Below are 22,127 nucleotides of genomic sequence, written 5' to 3' on the forward strand. Positions count from 1 at the left end.
TGTCATGCGGCGATGCCGGCGCTCATCCCGGCACTTCGAGCCGCTGTGACTGGCCTGATCCTGGCGATCGGGAACTGTTGGAGAGAGCGACGGGTCCGCAAGGTGGTAATCTCGGGAAACGGGACGGAAGCCGTCAGGCTGGGCGGCGCAGGCTGCCACGGGCCTGGTCGAGCCGCACCGGCTGGTCGGGGATGGTGACGGCGAATGTGGTGCGCCCGCCGATCGATTCGACCAATTCCACCGTGCCGCCATGCGCCCTGATCAGTTCATGCGCGATCGCCAGGCCAAGGCCGGTGCCGCCGCTGCGCGCCGAGCCGCGGAAGGCCGCGAACAGGTTTTCGCGCGCCTTGGGCGGCAGGCCAGGGCCGGTGTCGGTGACGGCGATGCGGCTGACGCTGCCCATGCGCTCGGCCGAGACCGCCAGCCGCCGCACCACGGCGCTTTCGGTATCGGCCGCCATCGCCTGCACCGAGTTGCGGCAAAGATTGGTGAGCACCCGGAAGAGCTGGTCGGAATCGGCATCCACCTCGAAAGCCATCTCGACCGCGTTGATGAACTCGATGCCCTGCTCGATGTCGAGCAGGCCGTGCACGTCCTCGACCAGTTGGCGCAGCCTCACCCTGCGGCGCGACGGCGGCGGCTCCTGCGTGCGGCCGTAATGAAGCACGCCCTCCGAATAGGAGACGGCGCGGTCGAGCGCGCGCAGAAGCTTCGGCGCAAAGGCCTGCACGGTCGGATCCTTGACCAGGCGAAGGCGGTCCGACATCAGCTGGGCGGAGGCCAGGATGTTGCGCATGTCGTGGTTGATCTTCGACACGGCGAGACCGAGGTCGGCCAGATGCTTCTGCTCGGCCAGCATCTTTTGCAGCCGCTCCTGCATCTGCGACAGTTCGCGCTCGGCCACTCCGATCTCGTCGGAACGAGCAGCGGGGCGGATGATCCGTCCAGGGTCGTCGGGAGCTTCCGAGAAGGAGAGCATCGAGCGCGTCATGGTACGGATCGGCCCGATCATGATCAGGTCGATCGCGGCATAGACCAGCATGGCCGTGAACAGCGAGATCAATAGCGAGACGAAAGCGACGTTGCGCGAATAGATGAGCATGGCCTTGCGGAGCGAATAGTCCGGCATGATCAGCTCGAACTCCTTGTCGCTGTCGCCGACCGGCCCGAAGACGCGCAGCATCCTGTCGCCGCCGAAAAAAAGCGTATCCAGCGCGCCGGTCATGCCCTTGACCATGCCGACGCTGGCGAGATCGATGTGTTCGTCGACCTGCGGCGGCATGTCGGCCACCACCAGAAGCCGCGACACGCCGCCGTCGCGCACCGCGATCGCCTTGGCGCCGATCGCCATCAGCACGTCATTCTGGGCCGTACGCGACAGCGAGGTCGACTCGCCCTGCACCAGCACGATCGACACGGCTGCGGCCGTGCTCAGCCTCTCCTTGAGCCAGCTCAGCCGGTAGCTGGCGATCCAGGGCAGGAAGATGAGCACTTCGGCCAGCAGCACGAAAACGATGGTGAGCAGCAGCAGCTTCGTCGACAGACCACGCGACAGCGGTACCGTGCGGACAGCGGCTGACGCCGGTCCGGTCCCTTCGCCTGCTTGGCTGGCTTCGCTCATGCGACTCGATCTTCACAATCACTTGATCAGCCAAGATTAGGCGATTACGGCTTTTTTGCCAATTTCTCCATTGGTCGGAAAAATAGATGCTCCAAAACAGGTGCGTCTTTAGGGCGCCGACGCCGGATTGACTTCCAAAACCCTTCTTTCTATAAGCCCGCTCACGCTCGGGCCATTCGTCCCGGCGCGGTTTCGATCGCGCCAAAACCGGCCCGGCAAAGCTCCTGTTACAAAGTGACAGAATCAAGAAGGGCCGCACCCCGCGGTATTAAAACAAATGAAGCGTACCTACCAACCGTCCAAACTCGTCCGCAAACGCCGGCACGGCTTCCGTGCCCGCATGGCCACCAAGGGTGGCCGTGGCGTCGTCGCAGCTCGCCGCAACCGCGGCCGCAAGCGGCTCAGCGCCTAAGCGAGACGAGATCGTTGCCCGCAACCGGCAAGCCAGTGGGGCAAAATCCCGAGCGGCTTCTGAAACGCGCGGAATTCCTGGCCGTCCGTCGTGGTGAAAAGCGACGCGGACGGTTTTTCCTCGTCGAGGTCCTCGACCGCGGCGATGGCGGGGTGCCGCGCGTCGGCTACACCGTCACCAAGAAGGTCGGCAACGCCGTTGTGCGCAACCGCGTCAGGCGCCGGCTGAAAGAAGCCGTCCGCGTCCATGCCGCAGATGACATGGTGCCCGGCAATGATTATGTCATCGTCGGGCGCGATGATGCGCTGCGCGCCCCTTTCGGCCAGTTGAAGGCCGAACTCTCCCGCCGACTTCGCGGAACACGATAGGCCAAGGGCTCTCGATGGAAAACAACCGGAACTTCTTCATCACCATCGCCCTGTCGGTGCTGATCCTGGCGGTATGGCAGTACTTCTACGTGCTGCCGCGCAGCGAGGCGCAGCGCGAGGCCGCCAAGATCGAGCAGCAGCGCGTCGAGGAACAGAAGAAGGCGGCCGATGCGGCCAATCCGGGCGCATCGACACCGGCCCCAGGCGCGACCACCCCGGGCGCCATTCCCAACGCGCCCGGTGGTGACGTGGTCACCGTGGCCGGCCGCGATCAGGCGCTGGCGGCATCCAAGCGCGTCAAGATCGACACGCCGAGCCTCGAGGGCTCGATCAATTTGACCGGCGCGCGGCTCGACGACCTCAAGCTCAAGCACTACACCGAGACGGTCGACAAGAATTCGCCCGAGATCGAGCTGCTCAACCCGCAGGCGCTGCCCACCGGCTATTTCGCCGAGATCGGCTTTGTCGGCAACGACAAGACCGGCGCGGTGCCGGGTGCGGAGACGGTGTGGAGCGTGGACGGCAATCCGACGCTGACCCCGTCGACGCCGGTGACGCTCACCTACACCAATGACAAGGGCCTGACCTTCAAGCGCACCTTCTCCGTCGACGCAAACTACATGTTCACCGTGTCGGACACGGTGCAGAATTCAGGCTCGAGCGCGGTTTCGCTGTTCAACTATGGCCGTGTCACGCGCTACGACAAGCCAGCCGTCGCCAGCACCTATGTGCTGCATGAAGGCCTCATCGGCTTCACCGGCACGGAAGGCCTGCAGGAACACAAATACGCCTCGGTCGAGAAGGACAAGCAGTACCAGCCTGGCAAGTCGACCGACGGCTGGCTCGGCATCACCGACAAATATTGGGCCGTCACGCTGGTGCCGACCGAGAAGCAGCCGTTCCAGCCGCGCTATGCGTATTTCGAGGATGGCCGCCACCGTTACCAGTCCGACTTCCTGACCGACCCGATCAATGTCGAGGCCGGCCAGTCGGCGACCGTCGAGACCGAAATCTTCGCCGGCGCCAAGGAAGTCGGCAAGATCAACGCCTATGCCGAAGAGCGCCATATCAAGCGGTTCGACCTTTTGATCGACTGGGGCTGGTTCCACTTCATCACCAAGCCGATGTTCTGGCTGATCGACACGCTCTACAAGTTCCTCGGCAATTTCGGGCTGGCGATCCTGGCCACCACGGTCATCGTGAAAGCCATTTTCTTCCCGCTCGCCAACAAGTCATACGCGTCGATGGCGAACATGAAGAAGGTGCAGCCCAAGATGCTCGAGATCCGCGAGAAATACGCGGACGACAAGATGAAGCAGCAGCAGGCGATGATGGAGCTGTACAAGACCGAGAAGATCAATCCGCTCGCCGGCTGCTGGCCGGTGGCGCTGCAGATCCCGGTCTTCTTCTCCCTCTACAAGGTGCTCTACATCACCATCGAGATGCGGCACGCGCCGTTCTTCGGCTGGATCCAGGATCTGGCCGCGCCCGATCCGACCTCGATCTTCAACCTGTTCGGGCTGGTTCCGGTCACGCTGCCGCATATGCTGATGATCGGTGTGTGGCCGCTGATCATGGGCGTCACCATGTTCCTGCAGATGCGCATGAACCCGACGCCGCCGGACCCGACGCAAGCCGCGATCTTCACCTGGATGCCGGTCATCTTCACCTTCATGATGGCGGGCTTCCCGGCCGGTCTCGTCATCTACTGGGCCTGGAACAACACGCTGTCGATCCTGCAGCAGGGCGTGATCATGAAGCGCCAGGGCGCCAAGATCGAGCTGTGGGACAATCTGGTGGCGCTGTTCCGCAAGAAACCGTCACCGGCGGAATAGCCGGCGCCTCTTTGGCAAGAGAGCCCGCCCCAGCGACTGAGCCATAAAGTTGGACGGTCTCGGCAAGCAAACAGATTTGACGGCTGGGTCCTGTGTTCTACAGGGCCCAGCCTTTTAGTTTCAGCGATGCGGTGGTCCGGCACGCGATAAAACAGGCACCGAGTCGGCAATTCCTGGTCTCCGTCATTGCCGGCAAATCAGCCGGCCCTCGCCGCTGCCGGATTGTTCCGCATGGAACTTATCCTGCGTTCAAGAGTTCGCGCAAAAGGCTTCCTAAGCTCCCGCGTGAGAGGATCAGGTCGGCGCGCCCATCCAAATTCAAGGCAGTGCAGCGGATCGACCTCATCACATGCAACTTGCAGAGAGGCATTCCGATGAGCAGCAACATTCACCCAAAGACGGCCAAGCCCACCAACAAGGATTTGAAGCAGAATCCCGGAATCGGCGCCTCCAGGGGCACGATCAAGGGAGGCAATCTTCTCGACGAGGACGAGGAACTGGACGGCGAGAACACTTTCAAGGGAGATGTCGATAACGACACCACGCCGCAAGGCGGCGTCAATCCCCGGCAGACCGGGCGAACCAACCAATAAGCCTGCGCGATCGACGTGGGCTGCCGAGGAAGACCGGATGGTCTGCCGGAGCCGGGAGAGCGAATGCCACCGAAACGCCTTCGCTCTTCAGATGACATCACGTCGATCCGATCAATCGCCTGATTGGAGGCTCTCATGCTGGATTTCGAGTACGCCAGGCATCGGATGGTGGAGGCGCACATCGCGCGCCGTGGAGTGCATGACAGGCGGGTTCTGAATGCGGTACGCCGGGTTGCGCGAGAGCAATTCGTCGACGAGGGTTTAGAGGAATTCGCCTATGAGGACAGCCCGCTGCCGATCGGCAGCGGACAGACGATCTCGCAACCCTTCATCGTGGCGAAAATGGCGGAGATCGCCGAGATCGAGGCGACCGATCGCGTGCTGGAAATCGGCACCGGCTCGGGCTACGCGGCGGCCGTGCTGGCCGAACTTGCTGAACACGTCTTCACCATAGAGCGGCATCGATCGCTCGCGCAGCAGGCGGAGCGGCGGCTCAATGCCACCGGGTATCGAAATATCGAGGTCCGGGTCGGCGACGGCACAAAAGGCTGGCAGGAAAAGGCGCCGTTTGACGCCATCGTCGTCGCGGCCGCCGGAACGTCCATCCCCCTCGGCTTGCAGGAGCAGTTGGAGATCGGCGGCAGGCTGATCATCCCGGTCGGTGAAGACCTCTACTCCCAGCGGCTCGTTCGCGTCACGCGGATCGCTGCAAACAAGTTCGAGGAGGAGGACCTCGGTGGTGTCATGTTCGTGCCGCTGATCGGCGAGCACGGCGGACACGACGAAAACGCATCGGTGCGCGAGGCGCGCGCTCCTCCATTGCCGCGGCAAATTGCAAGGGCGGCCGAAGATTTGCCGCAGATCGACGATCCGGCCTTCGGCGCGATGTTCGATCGGTTCGGCAGCCGGCGCGTCGTCCTGCTCGGGGAGGCGAGCCACGGCACTTCGGAATTTTATCGTGCCCGTGCGGCTGTCACCCGACGCCTCCTCCAGCGACACGGCTTCACCATCGTGGCCGTCGAGGCGGATTGGCCGGATGCGGCGCAGATCAACCGGTATGTTCGCGGAGGGGAGCGGCGGTCGGATGCGCAGCCGCTCTTCCAGCGCTTCCCGACCTGGATGTGGCGCAACGCCGAGGTGTCCGAATTCATCGGCTGGCTGCATGAATACAACCGGGATGTGCCCGGTCATGCGCGGAAAGCAGGCTTTTATGGGCTCGATCTCTACAATATGAGCGGCTCGATCGCCACGGTGCTTGCCTATCTGGACAAGGTCGATCCCGAAGCGGCCGCCGTCGCGCGCGAGCGCTATGGCTGTCTGATGCCCTGGCAGAACGAGCCCAGCACCTACGGACGCGCGGCGCTGCGGCCGGGCTACAGAACCTGCGAAGAGGCCGTTGTGCGACAGTGCATGGATCTGTTCGAGCGATCCATGATGGAGGGCGACGGCGATCTCCTCGACGCCAAGCAGAGTGCACGTCTGGTCGCATCGGCCGAGCGCTACTACCGCGTGATGTATTATGGTGGCGCCGAGACCTGGAACCTCCGCGATCGGCACATGTTTGAAACGCTCGATCAACTTCTCGAAGCGCATGGACCGAAGTCGAAGGCCGTGGTGTGGGCGCATAACTCGCATATCGGGGACGCGCGGCATACCGACATGGGCACTGTCCGTGACGAGTTGAACATCGGCCAGCTCTGCCGGGAGCGCTTCGGTGCCCAGGCGGCGCTGATCGGCTTCGGGACGGATACCGGTACTGTCGCCTGTGCCTCGGATTGGGACCGTGAGATGGAGGTAAAGGACCTAAATCCGTCGCTGCCGGGCAGCTTCGAGCGGCTGTGTCACGAGAGCGGCAAACCGTCGTTCCTGCTGGATTTTGAGCGCCATGGCGAGCTCGGCGCCGACCTGGCGGCGCCGAGGCCGGAACGCTATATCGGCGTTATCTACAGGCCTGAGACTGAACGGCTCAGCCATTACATGGACTCGTCCGTCTCCCGCCAGTTCGATGCCTTTGTCTGGTTCGATCGAACGTCCGCGGTCACGCCGCTCAGCAAGCCGACCGACAGCATCGGCAAGGTACCGGATACATTTCCCTTCGGCATCTGAATGTCCGGGACTTACTTCCAGTGCCTGACGGGTCGGCCTGTCCGCAATCGCGCGGCCTGTCGAAAAAGCCTGGTTCGTCCAGATATTTTCTTTGGGCAGGGCTCCGTTCACGTTCCCGTGATCGGCGAAACTGCGAGCACTCGCGCGGCGTGACTGCCTGTGCGTTTCCAAAGGCTATCAATTCCGATCAGCCCTCACCCGGAGGAAGACCACATGCGCTTGCCCACATTCAGGACCATCGCCGTATCAGCCCTTGTCGCCGGCATGGCGATTGCCGCCCCAGCCCACGCCAAGAACCCGAATGTCGGCGGCGCGCCGATGTACGCCACCAAGAACATCGTGCAGAACGCGGTCAAGTCGAAGGATCACACGACGCTGGTCGCCGCCGTCAAGGCCGCCGGCCTGGTCGACACGTTGCAAAGCGCGGGTCCGTTCACCGTGTTTGCCCCGACCAACGAGGCTTTCGCGGCACTGCCGGACGGCACCGTCGATACGCTGCTCAAGCCCGAGAACAAGGACAAGCTCACCAAGGTGCTGACCGCACATGTCGTGGCTGGCAAGATTTCAGGCGCCGAGATGATGAAGAAGGCCAAGGCGATGGGCGGCAAATACGAGATGAAGACCGTCTCGGGCGACACGCTCACCGCCGAGATCAAGAAAGGCAAGCTCTACATCATGGACGAGTCCGGCGGCGAGGCGAAGGTGACGATCGCAGACGTCAACCAGTCGAACGGCGTCATTCACGTCGTCAACAAGGTGCTGTTGCCGAAGTAACGGCGTCCGGCGAAAGGGGGCGTTGGCAGGCCGTTGGGGCTTTCTCGGTCCGCCATCCCCGCCCCGTGACGAGGTGCCATGTTTCTTGGGAAGCCGTATCGGCGAGGCCGGGGTCCTGTCGTCCCTCACAGGACCCCGGTTTCTTTTTGCGTCCTGTGAGGGCGAATGGGCGTCAGCGACGCTCAACTTCCGACCGCTTCCACCGCCTCATTCCATGACAGCGCTGTGGTCGATCTTGGCCGGCGTTCCCGGTTTGCGCAGCAGGAGCACCAGCGGGATGGCGGCCAGCGACAGGAGCATCATCAGCTTGAAGTCGTTCATGTAGCTGATAACGGTCGCCTGCAGCGTCACCACGCCGTCGAGCGCGGCGCGACCGGCGGCGGTGTAGGGGTTCATCGCCTGGAAGATCGCCGGATCGTTGAACGCCTGGTTGAAGGGCGTCACATAGGTGGCGATGCTGGCGTGGTTGATCTGCACATTCTGCATCAGGAGCGCGGTGACCACCGATATGCCGACGCTGGAGCCGATGTTGCGCGACAGATTGTAGAGGCCGGTGCCTTCCGCGCGCCGCTCCGGCGCCAGCGTGGCGAAGGTTATGGTGGTCAGCGGCACGAACAGGAAGCCGAGCCCCGCCCCCTGGATGAACCCGGTGGAGATGATGGTCCATTGCGAAACGTCGGGCGTCCAGCCGGTCATATCGTACATCGCCCAGGCGGTGATCAGCAGGCCGATGAGCAGCAGCCAGCGCGTGTCGACCTTGCCGATCAGCCGGCCGACCAGGAACATGCAGGCCATCGTGCCAAGCCCGCGCGGCCCCATGATGATGCCGGCCGTCACCACGGGGTAGCCCATCAGCGTCTGCAGATAGGGCGTCATCAGCGCCAGCGAGGCCAAGTAGGTGATGCCGATGATGAAGATGAAGATCATGCCGACGGCGAAATTCCGGTCCAGGAACAGCCTCGGATTGACGAAGGTGTTGCGGCCGGTGAAGGTGTGGACGAGGAAGATGTAGAAGGCCGATGCGCAGATCACCGCCTCGACGATGATCTCGGATGACGAGAACCAGTTGAGCTGCTCGCCGCGATCGAGAAACATCTGCAAGGCGGCGATGGTGATGCTGAGCATGCCGAAACCCAGCCAATCCAGCCTCGCCTTGAAGTCCAGCTTGGTTTCCAGGACGTACAGCGACACGCCGGCGAAGGCCAAGGCGCCGATCGGCACGTTGATGTAGAACACCCAGCGCCAGCTGACATTTTCGGTCAGCCAGCCGCCGATGACAGGGCCCAGCACCGGCCCGACCATCACCGAAATGCCGAACAGCGCCATCGCGGAGCCGCGCTCTTCCACACTGTAGATATCGAGCAGGATACTCTGCGAGAGCGGCACCAGAGCCGCGCCGAACAGGCCCTGCAGCAGGCGGAAGCCGACGATTTGCGGCAGCGATTGCGCGAAGCCGCACAGCACCGAGGCGACGACGAAGCCGGTGATCGAGGTCAGGAGGATGCGCTTGCGGCCGAAGCGGTTGGCGAGGTAGCCCGAAGGCGGCGTCATCACCGCCGCCGCCACGATGTAGGAGGTCAGAACCCAGTTGATCTGGTCGGCGCTGGCCGAGACGCTGCCCTGGATGTAAGGCAGCGCGACATTGGCGATGGTGGTGTCCAGCGCCTGCATGATGACGGCCAGGATCACGCAGGCAGTGATGGCGCCGCGATTGGCGACCACCGGCGTGGCAGCTGTCGCGGACGCGCTGGTCATGACTTTTGTCCGAACAGGCCGATGAGATTGGTGACGAAGTCCGGTAGGCCGCGTGCATGGCCCGTCTCGACGTCGACCACCGCGCTCATGCCGCCGCGCAACGGCGGCTTGCCCCCGATACCATCGATCGTCACGCGCATCGGGATGCGCTGCACGACCTTGACCCAGTTGCCGGTGGTGTTCTGCGCCGGCAGCAGCGAGAAGCTTGACGAGGAGGCGGGGCTGATCGAGGCAACGGTGCCGTGCCACACGGCGCCCGGATAGGTGTCGACGCTGATCGTCGCCGTCTGCCCCGGCCTGACATAGGTCAGCTCGGTTTCCTTCGGCTCGGCCGCGATCCACAGGTCGGTCGACGAGACCAGGCTGAACGCCGGCTGCGAAGCCGGCAGGTACTTGCCGACCTGCAGTGCGTCGACATTGGTGACGATGCCGTCGAACGGCGCCTTGACCACGGAATCGCCGAGGTTGCGCTGCGCATCGTCGACGCCCGACTTGGCCTGCAGGTAGAAGGGGTTCTTCTCCACCGGCTGGTTGGCGTCGCCGCCGAGCTGGGCCAGCGTGGCCTGCGCCTGCGCCTTGGCGACGGACACTTTCTGGCGCGCGGCGACGAGGTCGTGCTGGGCGCTGTCGAAAGACGCCTTCGAGGCGGTGGAGGTCTTGAGCAGATCCTGCTGCCGCTGGAAGGCGGCCTCATAATAGGGGATGTCGGCTTGCGCCTGCTCGATCTGCGAGAGCGACTGCTGGTAGCTCGCCTCCAGGGTTAGCACCTGGTTGCGCACGGTGCCGAGCTGGGCCTGGGCGGCGGCGAGAGCGGTCTCGAAGGAGGCCGGACGCAGGCGAAACAGCACGTCGCCCTTCTTCACGGCCTGGTTCTCATGCACGTCGATCTCCTGCACCGTGCCGGAGACGTCGGTGGAGACGCCGAGCGACTGGGCCTGGATATAGGCATTGTCGGTCGTCATCAGCTGGCCGCCGGTGACATAGTAATAGCCACCGACGACGAGCGCGACCGGAAGCAGGGCAAAAAGGACCGGCCGTGTCAGGCTGCGCTTCGGTTTGGCCGGAACAGGAGGGGCGACGGCGGCGGGGGTCTGCCGTGGCTGCGGCTCCTTGGCCGGAGCCTCGAGTGCCGCAGGCTCCAGGGCAACCGGCGCTTCCAGCTCGTCATTGTCGATGACGACGTTGGCTCGCCGCTGCTCCCGCTCATTGTCGAGCCGGATGATCTGGTCTGTCCGACCCGCTGGCGTCTCGTCTCCGGCGGGCTTTTTGGGGTATGTTGATTCAGCCATGTATTTTCTCCCGGTCGACGGCCGGCTGGGTGCAAGCCGCGAGCAGATTGGATTTGATCAAGCTTAGGGTTTGCAGCAGACGCTGCTGTGTTTCAGGCGAAAGGCCGGCGAAGGCCTCGTCTCGACTTTTCTGGCCGTTGCCGCGCATGATCTCGAGCAGCGGACGGGCCTGCGGCTTCAGGTAAAGCAGCCACGCCCTCCGGTCGGCGGGATCGGGCCGGCGCTCAATGAGGCCGCGCGCCTCCATCTTGTCGAGCAGCCGGGCGAGCGTGATCGGCACGATCTCGATAAGGTCGGCGAGCTTGTTCTGGTGGATGCCTTCATGCAGCGAAAGGTACGCCAGCACCTGCCACTGGGCGCGGGTCAGCCCCGAAGCGCGCGACCGCTGCTCGAACCGCTTGCGAAGCAGGCGCGCAACGTCGTGCAGCACGAAGCTGATATTGGGGGAAGATGGCATGGCGGGAGATCGGGGTCGACAGGCAACTTTTCGTGAGCATGCTTATTATCATCATGCACATAATCCTGCTGGACGCCCCGCGCAAGACCGATTAAGCGTCGGGCAGGAAAAAACGCATGGGCCACGGCACCGCGAAGGCCGCCTGGCGATGTGGATTTGCCGGCAAGGATTTTGGCGATGAATTGGATTGGGATCGCGGCCGTCACGGCTCTCGTTGGGTGCCCCGGCGCTGCGGCTGCCAAGGATGCGGTCAGTTGTGGCGGCGCCGCCATGCTGGGCGGCGCACAGCTCAATTGCAGCCACGTCGAATCCAAGGCGCCGCCGCAGTTCTGCACGTTTAGCTGGGATCTACACACGATGGCGGGCGATCAAAAAGTCGTCGAAGGCAGCTTCATGCTGCCGCCCGGAGCGTCGAACGTGCAGGTGTATCAGGGCAGTGGGTTCGACAGCGCGCTGTCCAATCCGATCGTGATCTGCCGCGGCGACAAATGAGCATGGCGAGCAAGGAAGGCTCGCTCGTCAGCCGATTGGTGCTATAGGGCGGATCACGTTATTTTGACCAGGCGCGCGGATTGCGGATCGGCGTGGCTATCAATTCCTGGACGGACTTCGACATGGACGGACCCAACCCCGGCATCAAGCACCCGATCCCGATGCACACACGCGTCGGCTTCCTGAAGCCTCTGGTGACAGTGCCGAATATCGAGATCGGCGACTTCACCTATTATGACGACCCCGACGGGCCGGACAAGTTCGCCGAAAAATGCGTGCTGCATCACTATCCCTTCATCGGCGACAAGCTCATCATCGGCAAGTTCTGCGCCATAGCCGAAGGCGCGCGCTTCATCATGAATGGCGCCAACCACGCGATGTCCGGCTTTTCAACCTATCCGTTCAACATCTTCGGTCATGGCTGGGAAAACGGTTTTGACCCAGCCACGTGGTCGAAGGAAGTGCGCGGCGACACAATGGTCGGCAGCGATGTCTGGATCGGCATGGAGGCTGTGATCCTGCCCGGCGTGGAAATCGGGCATCGCGCCATCGTCGCCGCCAAATCGGTGGTGACGCACGATGTGCCGCCCTATGCGATCGTCGCCGGCAACGCCGCGAAAGTGGTCAAGATGCGTTTCGACGACAGGACGGTCCGGCGGCTGCTGGCGGTGGCATGGTGGGATTGGCCGGTGGACAAGATCGGCCGCAACCTCGACGCCATCAGGGGCGCCGATATTTCTCTTCTGGAGGCAGCAGCTTGAACGTTCCCAACAGCACCGCGATCGGCACCGACCTGTTCACGCGCGGGTGGATCTTCATCCGCGGCGTGCCGGCCATGAAGTTCCTGCCGCCGGAAGGGCCGCCCGAGATCGCCTTCGCCGGCCGCTCCAATGTCGGCAAGTCGTCGCTGATCAATGCGCTGGTCAACCAGAAGGGCCTGGCGCGCACCTCCAATACGCCAGGGCGCACGCAGGAGCTCAACTATTTCGTGCCGGATGGATTTTCGGGCGAGGGCACCGACCTGCCGCCAATGGCGCTGGTCGACATGCCGGGCTACGGCTATGCCACCGCGCCCAAGGAGAAGGTGGACGAGTGGACCAAGCTGGTCTTCGATTATCTCAAGGGTCGGGTCACGCTGAAGCGGGTCTATGTGCTGATCGATGCCCGCCACGGCATCAAGGCCAAGGACGACGAAGTGCTGTCGCTGCTCGACAAGGCGGCGGTGTCCTACCAGATCGTGCTGACCAAGACCGACAAGATCAAGGCCGCCGGCGTGCCGCGGCTGATCGAGGAGACGCTGGCCAAGATCAAGAAGCGTCCTGCAGCGTTCCCGTTCGTGCTGGCGACGTCATCGGAAAAAGGCGAAGGCTTGGAGGAATTGCAGGCCGCGATCGTGCTTGCGGCCAATGGCGGGTAAAAAGCTGGGATAGGTCGGCCATCAGAACGGGCAGCTCTATCTCCCTGTTTTCTCGCATTCGGACGGAAACCTGCACGCAATTTTCTGGATTGCTTCTAAGATTTCGCCTCGATTGCAATCATCTCGTGGCTTTCTTCCTCTGCCAGCCTTTCGGTGCCGTAGGCCTTCAGGAACATGTTGACGCCCGACCTGACGATGTGGTCGATCTCGTCCTGGGTCGGGGCCTTGGTGCGATAGGCGAAGATGCACTGCCGGAAAAGACCGGCCAGGCACAGTTCGGTGAACTGATAGGCGGCGAGGTCGACATCGTCGATCTCCAGCAGGCCGCGCTCGATGGCGGCGTTGAGGAACGTCACCACCTTGTCATGGCCGCGCTTGGGTCCGCGTTCGTAAAAGCGCGCGCCCATATCGGGTATTCTGTCGGAGGCGCCGATCACCGTGCGTTGCGCCTGGATGACCCTGGCCGAGGTGATCTTCATCGACAGAACCTTGCCGAACTTCACCAGCGTCTGGCGCAAGTCGTCGGCGCGGTCGAGCATGTCGTACATGTTCTTGAAGATGGTGCCGCGCTCTTCCTCGATCAGCGCTTCGAACAGCTCTTCCTTGTTGGCAAAGTAGACGTAGATGGTGCCCTTCGAGACCCCGGCCTCGCGGGTGATGTCGTTCATCGAGGCGGCCTCGAAGCCCTTTTCGATGAAGACACGACGGGCGCCATCGATGATCTGGCTGCGCTTGACCGGGTCCTGTCCAGCGGCCGGGCGGCCGCGGCGCAGACCGTCCAGCAGGTCTTCGCACGGATCGGTTTCGCTGTTGCGTACAATCTCAACCATAAAAGTCGGACCTCGAAATAATTCGAACCAATCGGTTCGATTGCCCCTTGATATGGTCCTCTTTACGCGCTATGTCAACGGCCTGATCGAACCGAACGGTTCAGTATTATAACTTTAGAGAGATGTCATGTCCTCGACCGCGTCAACATCAGCCGAAGTCCGCCCTTTCCCCAACGCCAAGGTCGCGCCGGCGACGGAAGCTCCGGAAATTCCCCTCCAGCCGGTCGTCGCACCGCCGCCGGCGGAAGCTCCGGCCAAGAAAAAGCGCTCGGTGCGCTCCTTCCTGCTGCCGATCATCGGCCTTGCCCTTCTGAGCGGCGGCGCCTGGTATGGCTATGACTACTGGACCACGGGCCGCTTCATGATCTCCACCGACGACGCCTATGTCCAGGCCGACATGGCGTTCGTCTCGCCAAAAATTTCGGGCTATGTCGACCAGGTCCTCGTCAGCGAGAACCAGCAGGTCAAGGCCGGCGATCCATTGCTGACGATCGACGCCGGCGACTACAAGATCGCCGTCGCCCAGGCCGAGGCGCAGATCGCCACGCTGGCCAAGACGCTCGACCGCATCGACGCGCAGACCAAGGCCGCGCAAGCCTCGCTTCAGCAGGCGCAGGCGCAGAAGGTCGCCGATCGGGCCGCCGCCGACAATGCCGGCCGGGCCCAGCAGCGCGCCGCGCAACTGGTCAAGACCCATGTCGGCACGCAGGCACAGCTGGACGACGCCCAGACCGCGCTCGACCAGGCCAATGCCGCGCTCGTCGGCGCCGACGCACAGATCGCCGCCGCGCAGGCCAATATCGGTGTGCTCGAGGCACAGCGCGCGGAATCCGCCAGCACGCTGGCATCCCTGCAGCTCGGCCGCGACAAGGCCGCGCGCGACCTCTCCTTCACGGTGCTCAAGGCGCCTTATGACGGCGTCGTCGGCAACCGCTCCGTCGAACAGGGCGATCTGGTCAGCCCCGGCCAAAAGCTCGCCGTGGTCGTGCCTATGGACAAGCTTTACATCGTCGCCAACTTCAAGGAGACGCAGCTTGCCAGGCTCGTGCCCGGCGAAAAGGTCAACATCTCGGTCGACGCCATCGACGGCCAGCCCATCCAGGGAACCGTCTCCTCGCTGGCGCCGGCCTCGGGCGCGGTGTTCTCGCTGTTGCCGCCTGAAAACGCCACCGGCAACTTCACCAAGGTGGTGCAACGCGTTCCGGTCCGCATCGACGTACCGGCCGATGCGCTGAAGACCGGCAAGCTGCGCGCGGGCCTGAGCGTCGTCGTCGCCGTCGACAGCCGTACCGCGCCTGCCGCCACCAGTAACTGATCGCTTTTCGGAGGGCGGCTTGGTGGCTGATTGAAGCACCGAGCCGCCCGGCCTGCCTCAACGGGGCCCCAAGGAGGGCCAGGAAATGGCAACCGCAACCATCACCGCAGGATCGCCGCCGGCAATGCCGGCTGCCCCCGACACGATTTCGACGCGCCGCGTCATCGCTTTCCTGGCGATGGTGTTCGGCATGTTCATGGCGATCCTCGACATCCAGATCGTTTCGGCCTCGCTGGCCGAGATCCAGGCCGGCCTCAGCGCCAGCTCCGACGAGATCCCGTGGGTGCAGACAGCCTACCTGATCGCCGAGGTGGTCATGATCCCGCTGTCGGGCTTCCTCAGCCGCATGCTGTCGACACGCGTGCTGTTCACCGTCGCGGCGGCGGGCTTCACCGCGGCGAGCGCCCTTGCCGCGACCGCCACCAACATCGACCAGATGATCGTCTACCGCGCCGTGCAGGGCTTCATCGGCGGCGGCATGATCCCGAGCGTTTTCGCCGCGGCCTTCACCATCTTCCCGCCCTCGCGCCGTGCCATCGTCTCGCCGATGATCGGCCTGGTGGCGACACTGGCGCCGACCATCGGCCCGACCGTCGGCGGCTATATCAGCCACGCTTTTTCCTGGCACTGGCTGTTCCTGGTCAATGTCGTGCCGGGCATCCTCGTGGCGACCGCTGCCTGGTCGCTGATCGATTTCGACAAGCCCAATCTCAAGCTGTTCTCGAAGTTCGACTGGTGGGGCCTGGCCGGCATGGCGGCCTTCCTCGGCTGTATGGAATACGTGCTTGAAGAAGGCCCGAACAATGACTGGCTGCAGGACCAGGGCGTCTTCATCTGCGCCATCGTCATGACCATCGGCGCGGTGATCTTCTTCTGGCGTGTCTTCACCGCCGAGGAGCCGATCGTCGACCTCAAGGCGTTCAGCAACATCAACTTCGCCTTCGGCTCGCTGTTTTCCTTCGTCATCGGCATCGGTCTCTATGGCCTGACCTATCTCTATCCGGTCTTCCTCGGACGCATCCGCGGCTACGATTCGATGATGATCGGCGAAGCGCTGTTCGTCAGCGGCCTGGCCATGTTCCTCACCGCGCCCATCTCCGGCATCCTGTCGAGCAAGATGGACCTGCGGCTGATGATGATGATCGGGCTGTTCGGCTTCGCCACCGGTACCTGGTGGATGACGCACCTGACCGCCGACTGGGATTTCTACGAGCTGCTCATCCCGCAGATCCTGCGCGGCTGTTCGATGATGCTGTGCATGGTGCCGATCAACAACATCGCGCTCGGCACTTTGCCGCCGGACCGGTTGAAGAATGCGTCGGGACTGTTCAACCTGACCCGCAACCTCGGCGGCGCCGTCGGCCTCGCCCTCATCAACACCGTGCTGATCGACCGTAATGCCTTCCACTATGCCCGGCTCTCCGAGCATGTGCAGTGGGGCAGTGCCGCCGCGCAGGCCAAGCTGCAGAACATGACGCTCAATTTCGAGCAGACCACCGGCCTCGACGCCACCAGTGCCGCGATCTCCAAGCTGTCGGGCATGGTCCAGCAGCAGGCGGCGCTGCTGTCCTTCATGGATGTGTTCTATCTGCTGACCGTGCTGTTCGGGACGCTGGGGTTCTTCACCATGCTGATCAGGAAGCCGGCCGCGCCCGGTGGCGGCGGAGGCGGCGGGCACTGAAGCAAGGAATCGTGGCAGCGGTTTTCGGGAAGCTCCTCCAGTCCACGCCCGAAAGCTCCGACCCACGCAAAAAACTCCGGGCCGCAAAGCCCGGAGTTTTTTTATTGCCTTTGGGTCCTCAGGCGGCGGCGGGCTTGAAGGTCAGCGCCACCCCATTGATGCAGTGGCGCAGGCCGGTCGGCGCCGGACCGTCATCGAAGACATGGCCGAGATGGCCTCCGCAGCGGCGGCAATGCACTTCGGTGCGGGTCATGCCCAGCGACCGGTCCTCGGTCTTGCCGATGCCATTGGCGATCTCTTGCCAGAAACTCGGCCAGCCGGTGCCGGAATCGAATTTCGTCTCCGAGGGATAGACCGGCAGGTCGCAGCCGGCGCAGGCGAAGATGCCCTTGCGGTGTTCGTTGAGCAGGGGGCTGGTGCCTGGATATTCGGTGCCTTCCTTGCGCAGGACGTTAAAGGCGGCCGGCGACAGGATGGCTTTCCACTCGTCCTCGGTCTTGGCGACCTCGAATTTTTCGGCGGCCTGCGCGGCCTGCGGGCTGCCCATGCGCAGCATTGCTGCCGCGGTTCCGATGACGCCGATAGCGGCGGCACCGCTCAAAAGAAAGTCGCGACGGTTCATGACCAGTTCCTCCTGTCGTCTGTTTTGCCAAACTATGCCGCCGCCCGAAAGTCAAAAGCCGGTGACGGTTGCCCCAAACGACACTCCGCGCCGTCCACTTTCGATCGTGGGCGGCGCGGAGCACGCGTGTCGATTGCGGATCACGGGAGCGAGACGGCGCGATCGACGGAGAGCTCTTGCAGCAGGTTCGTCCGCGACAAGCGCCTCGTTACATCTTCGGCCCGATCACATCTTCGGGAGCAGAACCTTGTCGATGACGTGGATGACGCCGTTGGACTGTTCGACATCGGCGATGGTCACATTGGCGACATTGCCGTTCTCGTCGGTGACGGTGACCTTGCCACCGTCGGCCTTCAGCGACAGCTCGCAGCCGCCGACCGTCTTGACCTTGTGCGTGCCGCCATCGGCCTTGGCCATGGACACCACATCCGCCGCCATCGCCTTGGCGCCAATCACATGGCAGGTCAGGATCTTGACGAGCTTGTCCTTGTTCTCGGGCTTGAGCAGCGTCTCGACCGTGCCGGCCGGCAGGGCGGCGAAGGCTTCATTGGTCGGCGCGAAGACGGTGAACGGGCCGGCGCCCTGCAAGGTCTCGACAAGACCGGCCGCCTTGACGGCGGCGACCAGCGTCGTGTGATCCTTCGAATTGACGGCATTGTCGACGATGGTCTTGTTGGCAAACATGGCGGCGCCGCCGACCATCGGGTTTTCAGCATAAGCAGCCGTGGCAAGCGCGGAGACAGCGATCGTGCCGGCGAGCAAAAGGGTGGCGAATCTACGCATTGTATCAAAACTCCTCGGGTTTTCTCTTCCCATTTTGGGGACGCAAGGAGATACGGAACACAGATGCGTGAGTTTCAGAATATTTCGCGGATTTTTGATTTATTTTCACTGTGGATGTATTTTCTGCCTTGGCAATTCGCCGGCTACCGGTCCATTTAGACATATGGAACGGAGATAGACTGAGCCTGTTCTATCCACGCGCCGCCAGTGCGAAGGCTCGATCAGATGCCCTTCAAATCGCCCGCGGCAACCACCGGCCCGGTGGGCTGCCCGGTCGGCGAACCGCCGGCGGGTTCGAGGCTGACGGCCAGCACGGCGCCCTGCGCGAGTTTCCGCTGCGTGGTGGGCGAGACGCCAATATGCGCCGTCGCACCCGCCGGGATGACGCCCATCGAGACCGGCGCGTTCTTGCCCTCGATCATCCAGAGTTCGAAGTCCTTGCCGGCGGCGAGCACGCCGGAAACATGCGAAAGGCTGACTTCATGCCGTTCGGAATCATAGACGGCGAGATATTTGACGTCGCTGCCGTCGGCGGCCAGCGAAGCGACGAGTCGCGCCTGCGGCTGTTCAGCCGGCCGGTTGACATAGGGAACGGCGACGTAGAGCGCCAGCGCGGCAACAGCCGCCACCGCAAGGCCGCGCCAGAAGGCGAGGCTGGACCACAGGCCGGCGCGTGGCTCGGCAGGCGTGGTGGCGGCGGATGAAAACAACCGGCGGTCGATCGCCGGCTTCACCGAAGCCGGCGGCTCGATTTCAAGATAGGCCGCGCCCAGCGGCGACAGGCGAACTTCCCAGCCGTCGACCAGCCGCGCGAAATCGGTCTCGGCGTCGATGCGCCTGGAGGCTATCTGCCGCTCTTCGACCGGCAGCACGCCAAGAACGTATTCGGCGGCGAACAGGTCGTCGCCTCCACGTTCCGGTCCGTTGTCCTCTGCCAGCGTCATCTTTCCAGACATTCCCTGAGTTTCATCAGGCTGCGGCGCAGCCAGGTGCGCATCGTGTTCAACGGCACGCCATGGCGTTCCGCCAGTTCGGCGTAGCTTTCGCCCTTGAGATAGGCGCCCCGGACGGCCGCCGCCCGGTCTTTCTCCAATTCATCGAGACAATGATGGATCCGCTCGGTCTCGTCGCCCGCCACCACCATCGCTTCAGGTCCCGGCGCCGGATCGGCCACATTGAGCGCGGCATCGATATCGGCGGCGGGCTTGCGCCTCGCTCGGATGCGATCGATCGCATGATTGCGCGCGATTGCCACCAGCCAGGAGATCGGGCTCAGATCGGAGACAGCAAAGCGATCCGCCTTCGTCCATATCTTGACGAAGACTTCCTGCAGCGCTTCTTCAGCATCTCCCCGGTCGTTCAATACACGAAGGCATACGCCGAAAAGTTTCGCACTGGTGTGCCGGTAAAGCAGATCGAACGCTGCCCGATCTTTCATCGAAGTCCGGACGATCAGCTTGGTAATGTCCTGCGGCGTCATGCGCGCCAAATTAGGCAATTGCGCTGTATTTGCAACGCCGGAAATATGCTGTGCACCTAAAGTTCGGCGTCCGCACACCTGCCCCGAGACAGTGTCCCGGTTTGAAGTCAAAAGCTGGCAATCGCGTTTGAGGCGCTTCCCCCGACATGCTACGCTTCAGCCGAAGCAAGGGAGATTTGTCATGGGATTGGTGCTCGCCAAACCTGAGGATGTCGCCACTGCCTTTGCCGATGCCTGGAATAGACACGATATGAACGACTTCGCGGCGTTGTTCGCCGACGACGCCAATTTCGTCAATGTCGTGGGCATGTGGTGGAAGAACCGCACCGAGATCGAAAGGGCGCACCGCGCAACTCATGAAACCATGTTTCGTGACAGCCGATTGAAGGGTGTTGTCTCGTCAGTTGTTGAATTGTCTTCCGGCATTGCATCGGTGCACTATTCATGGATCCTGACCGGCGCATCCGCTCCGGACGGCTCATCCGCCGGAAAACGAGAAGGCATTCTGCTTCTGGTTTTGAAGGAAGAACAGTCGGGCTGGCGGATAAAGGTTGCCCAAAACACCGACATTGTTCCGGGGGCGATTGCGCCCCCTTCCAACGCCGGGAGATAGCCGTTTAAAAGTCGCCGCCAAACTCCAAACTGAGACACTATCAGCCTGGATTGCCAAGGGAATTGCCGCTGACTAGCTTGGCAGCAATGGGGGAGCGCACATGTCGGTCGAACGAATCCTTTGGGAAGAAGACGCAACCGGCCTTGCCGGTCTGGTGCGCAGGGGCGAACTATCGGCGATCGAGTTGACCGAAGCGGCGATCGCCCGTGCCGAGGCCACCCGCCCCGAAATCAATGCCACGGCCGAGCCGCTCTACGAGGCGGCACGGACCCGGGCAAAGAGCATCGACCGTTCGCTGCCGCTGGCCGGGGTCCCCTTCGCCATCAAGGATCTCGGCATCGCCATCAAGGGCGTGCCCTCGCATGGCGGCAGCCGCATTCCGGCCTGGGTACCCGATTTCAACTCGGTGATGACCGAGCGCTATCTCGCCGCCGGGCTGATTCCGATCGTCACCTCGACGTCACCCGAGCACGGGCTGCGGCTGATGACGGAATCCAAGGCCTTTGGCGTCACCCGCAATCCCTGGAATACCGGCCACACCACCGGCGGCTCGTCGGGCGGTTCGGCAGCCCTGGTCGCCGCCGGCGTCGTGCCGGTGGCGCATGGGTCGGATGGCGGCGGCTCGATCCGCGTGCCTTCGGCCTGCAGCGGCCTTGTCGGCCTCAAGACCTCGCGCGGCCGTGTCCCGCTGTCCCCGCTGGTGAGCGAAAGCTGGTACGGCATGGTCGTCGATCACGCCGTCACCCGCTCGGTGCGCGACTGCGCGCTGCTGCTCGACCTCACCCATGGTCCCGATGCGCTCGCGCCTTATGCCGCGCGCCCGCCAAAGGGCTCGTTCGCCGCCGCTGCCGCGCGGGATCCCGGCAAGCTCACGCTGGCGGTGTACCGCAAGTCGCCGCTGGGCTTGCCGATTTCGGCCGAGACGCTGAAGGCGCTCGACATTGCCGTGGCGCTCGCCCGCGAGGGCGGCCACTCGGTCGAGGACATCGATCTGCCCTTTATCGGCCGCGATTTCTTCGCCGATTTCTGCACGACGGTCGCTTCCGCCGTCGCCGGCTCGTTGCGGGGTGAAGCGCTGCGCGTCGGCCGCTCGGTGACGGGCGATATCGAGCGCGCCACGCGCGTGCTCGGCCGGTTGGGCGAGATGATCTCGGCCGGCGAAACCTATGCCGGCCTGCAGCGCCTACATGCCACCTCGCGGCAACTGATCACGGAGACCGCGCGCTATGATGCGGTACTGATGCCTGTTATCGCGCACCCGCCGCTCGCCTGCGGCGCCATGGATCCGAAAGGCGCCGACGAACTGATCGAAAACCTGCTCGACAAGCTTCACCTCACCGCGCTGCTCAGGATCAAACCGCTGTTCGGCCAATTGATGGACAAGAGTCTTTGGTTCACGCATTGGCCGGCGATCCACAATGTCAGTGGCCAGCCGTCGATCGCGCTCCCCGTCCATGTCACGGACGCCGGCCTGCCGCTCGGGATCCAGGCCGCCGGCCGGCCGGGCGACGAGGAAAGGCTTTTGTCGCTGGCCGCGCAGATGGAGAAAATCTCGGGCTGGCTGACGCGGCGGGCGCCGCTGATGGTGCCGTCACAATGACGACACCGTGAACCGACTATGACAGCAATGCCATTTGCGGCTCGCGTCAATTCCGGCTAAGACGCCGCCGTCCTTACCTGATGC

Annotated in this window: 22 protein-coding genes; 13 read left to right on the forward strand and 9 right to left on the reverse strand. The window is 63.3% G+C overall.

Annotated elements, in window-relative coordinates; all coding sequences use genetic code 11:
* Positions 1–133: 133 nt before the first annotated feature.
* Entirely contained in the window at positions 134–1,621 is a 1,488-nt protein-coding gene (locus MESAU_RS02085) for an ATP-binding protein (RefSeq protein WP_015314389.1), read from the reverse strand.
* 277 nt (positions 1,622–1,898) lie between these two features.
* Here MESAU_RS02085 and rpmH point away from each other — a divergent pair, with 277 nt between their 5' ends.
* The 6 genes from rpmH to MESAU_RS02115 all read left to right on the forward strand — a co-directional run bounded on the left by rpmH (position 1,899) and on the right by MESAU_RS02115 (position 7,709).
* Positions 1,899–2,033, forward strand: a complete 135-nt coding sequence (rpmH, locus tag MESAU_RS02090; RefSeq protein ID WP_008833937.1) for a 50S ribosomal protein L34 — start codon at positions 1,899–1,901, stop codon at positions 2,031–2,033.
* Positions 2,034–2,047: 14 nt separating this feature from the next.
* Positions 2,048–2,401: a ribonuclease P protein component gene (rnpA, locus tag MESAU_RS02095; protein ID WP_015314390.1), complete on the forward strand. Its 354-nt coding sequence runs from the start codon at positions 2,048–2,050 to the stop codon at positions 2,399–2,401.
* Between the two features lie 14 nt (positions 2,402–2,415).
* Positions 2,416–4,236, forward strand: coding sequence for a membrane protein insertase YidC (gene yidC, locus MESAU_RS02100; protein WP_015314391.1), 1,821 nt, complete (start codon positions 2,416–2,418; stop codon positions 4,234–4,236).
* 374 nt (positions 4,237–4,610) lie between these two features.
* A complete protein-coding gene (locus tag MESAU_RS02105) occupies positions 4,611–4,829 on the forward strand; it encodes a hypothetical protein (protein WP_015314392.1) in 219 nt (72 codons plus the stop codon).
* A gap of 135 nt (positions 4,830–4,964) precedes the next feature.
* Complete coding sequence (locus MESAU_RS02110; RefSeq protein ID WP_015314393.1) at positions 4,965–6,935, forward strand: protein-L-isoaspartate(D-aspartate) O-methyltransferase; 1,971 nt, start codon at positions 4,965–4,967, stop codon at positions 6,933–6,935.
* Positions 6,936–7,148: 213 nt separating this feature from the next.
* Positions 7,149–7,709, forward strand: a complete 561-nt coding sequence (locus tag MESAU_RS02115; RefSeq protein ID WP_015314394.1) for a fasciclin domain-containing protein — start codon at positions 7,149–7,151, stop codon at positions 7,707–7,709.
* A gap of 207 nt (positions 7,710–7,916) precedes the next feature.
* Here MESAU_RS02115 and MESAU_RS02120 read toward each other — a convergent pair whose 3' ends face one another.
* The 3 genes from MESAU_RS02120 to MESAU_RS02130 are packed head-to-tail and all read right to left on the reverse strand — an operon-like array spanning position 7,917 to position 11,210.
* Positions 7,917–9,464: a DHA2 family efflux MFS transporter permease subunit gene (locus tag MESAU_RS02120; protein WP_015314395.1), complete on the reverse strand. Its 1,548-nt coding sequence runs from the start codon at positions 9,462–9,464 to the stop codon at positions 7,917–7,919.
* Entirely contained in the window at positions 9,461–10,753 is a 1,293-nt protein-coding gene (locus tag MESAU_RS02125; RefSeq protein WP_015314396.1) for an HlyD family secretion protein, read from the reverse strand. Before MESAU_RS02125 ends, MESAU_RS02120 begins: the two co-directional genes overlap by 4 nt.
* Positions 10,746–11,210 (reverse strand): MarR family winged helix-turn-helix transcriptional regulator, encoded by a 465-nt coding sequence (locus tag MESAU_RS02130; RefSeq protein WP_015314397.1) that lies wholly within the window; start codon positions 11,208–11,210, stop codon positions 10,746–10,748. The genes MESAU_RS02125 and MESAU_RS02130 overlap by 8 nt, the downstream gene beginning before the upstream one ends.
* A gap of 177 nt (positions 11,211–11,387) precedes the next feature.
* On the opposite strand from MESAU_RS02130, the gene MESAU_RS02135 reads away from it, so the two are divergent.
* The 3 genes from MESAU_RS02135 to yihA all read left to right on the forward strand — a co-directional run bounded on the left by MESAU_RS02135 (position 11,388) and on the right by yihA (position 13,119).
* Positions 11,388–11,702: a hypothetical protein gene (locus MESAU_RS02135; protein WP_015314398.1), complete on the forward strand. Its 315-nt coding sequence runs from the start codon at positions 11,388–11,390 to the stop codon at positions 11,700–11,702.
* A 122-nt stretch (positions 11,703–11,824) separates the two neighbouring features.
* On the forward strand, positions 11,825–12,463 hold the full coding sequence (locus tag MESAU_RS02140; RefSeq protein WP_041163589.1) for a CatB-related O-acetyltransferase: 639 nt from the start codon (positions 11,825–11,827) through the stop codon (positions 12,461–12,463).
* Complete coding sequence (gene yihA / locus MESAU_RS02145; protein WP_015314400.1) at positions 12,460–13,119, forward strand: ribosome biogenesis GTP-binding protein YihA/YsxC; 660 nt, start codon at positions 12,460–12,462, stop codon at positions 13,117–13,119. Before MESAU_RS02140 ends, yihA begins: the two co-directional genes overlap by 4 nt.
* A 95-nt stretch (positions 13,120–13,214) precedes the next feature.
* Here yihA and MESAU_RS02150 read toward each other — a convergent pair whose 3' ends face one another.
* Positions 13,215–13,949, reverse strand: coding sequence for a TetR/AcrR family transcriptional regulator (locus MESAU_RS02150; RefSeq protein ID WP_015314401.1), 735 nt, complete (start codon positions 13,947–13,949; stop codon positions 13,215–13,217).
* A 127-nt stretch (positions 13,950–14,076) separates the two neighbouring features.
* On the opposite strand from MESAU_RS02150, the gene MESAU_RS02155 reads away from it, so the two are divergent.
* Positions 14,077–15,264, forward strand: a complete 1,188-nt coding sequence (locus MESAU_RS02155; protein ID WP_015314402.1) for an HlyD family secretion protein — start codon at positions 14,077–14,079, stop codon at positions 15,262–15,264.
* An 85-nt stretch (positions 15,265–15,349) separates the two neighbouring features.
* Positions 15,350–16,945, forward strand: coding sequence for a DHA2 family efflux MFS transporter permease subunit (locus MESAU_RS02160; protein ID WP_015314403.1), 1,596 nt, complete (start codon positions 15,350–15,352; stop codon positions 16,943–16,945).
* 118 nt (positions 16,946–17,063) lie between these two features.
* Here MESAU_RS02160 and msrB read toward each other — a convergent pair whose 3' ends face one another.
* The 4 genes from msrB to MESAU_RS02180 form a co-directional block, all read right to left on the reverse strand.
* Positions 17,064–17,567 (reverse strand): peptide-methionine (R)-S-oxide reductase MsrB, encoded by a 504-nt coding sequence (gene msrB / locus MESAU_RS02165; protein WP_015314404.1) that lies wholly within the window; start codon positions 17,565–17,567, stop codon positions 17,064–17,066.
* A 225-nt stretch (positions 17,568–17,792) separates the two neighbouring features.
* A complete protein-coding gene (locus MESAU_RS02170; protein ID WP_015314405.1) occupies positions 17,793–18,350 on the reverse strand; it encodes a fasciclin domain-containing protein in 558 nt (185 codons plus the stop codon).
* Positions 18,351–18,571: 221 nt separating this feature from the next.
* A complete protein-coding gene (locus MESAU_RS02175; protein WP_015314406.1) occupies positions 18,572–19,294 on the reverse strand; it encodes an anti-sigma factor in 723 nt (240 codons plus the stop codon).
* On the reverse strand, positions 19,291–19,830 hold the full coding sequence (locus tag MESAU_RS02180) for a sigma-70 family RNA polymerase sigma factor (protein WP_015314407.1): 540 nt from the start codon (positions 19,828–19,830) through the stop codon (positions 19,291–19,293). The genes MESAU_RS02175 and MESAU_RS02180 overlap by 4 nt, the downstream gene beginning before the upstream one ends.
* Positions 19,831–20,011: 181 nt before the next feature.
* Here MESAU_RS02180 and MESAU_RS02185 point away from each other — a divergent pair, with 181 nt between their 5' ends.
* Both MESAU_RS02185 and MESAU_RS02190 read left to right on the forward strand, forming a co-directional pair.
* Positions 20,012–20,443, forward strand: a complete 432-nt coding sequence (locus MESAU_RS02185; RefSeq protein WP_015314408.1) for an SgcJ/EcaC family oxidoreductase — start codon at positions 20,012–20,014, stop codon at positions 20,441–20,443.
* A 100-nt stretch (positions 20,444–20,543) separates the two neighbouring features.
* On the forward strand, positions 20,544–22,043 hold the full coding sequence (locus MESAU_RS02190) for an amidase (protein WP_015314409.1): 1,500 nt from the start codon (positions 20,544–20,546) through the stop codon (positions 22,041–22,043).
* Positions 22,044–22,127: the final 84 nt, after the last annotated feature.

This window comes from Mesorhizobium australicum WSM2073 (assembly GCF_000230995.2).
In the GTDB taxonomy this organism is placed as follows: domain Bacteria; phylum Pseudomonadota; class Alphaproteobacteria; order Rhizobiales; family Rhizobiaceae; genus Mesorhizobium; species Mesorhizobium australicum.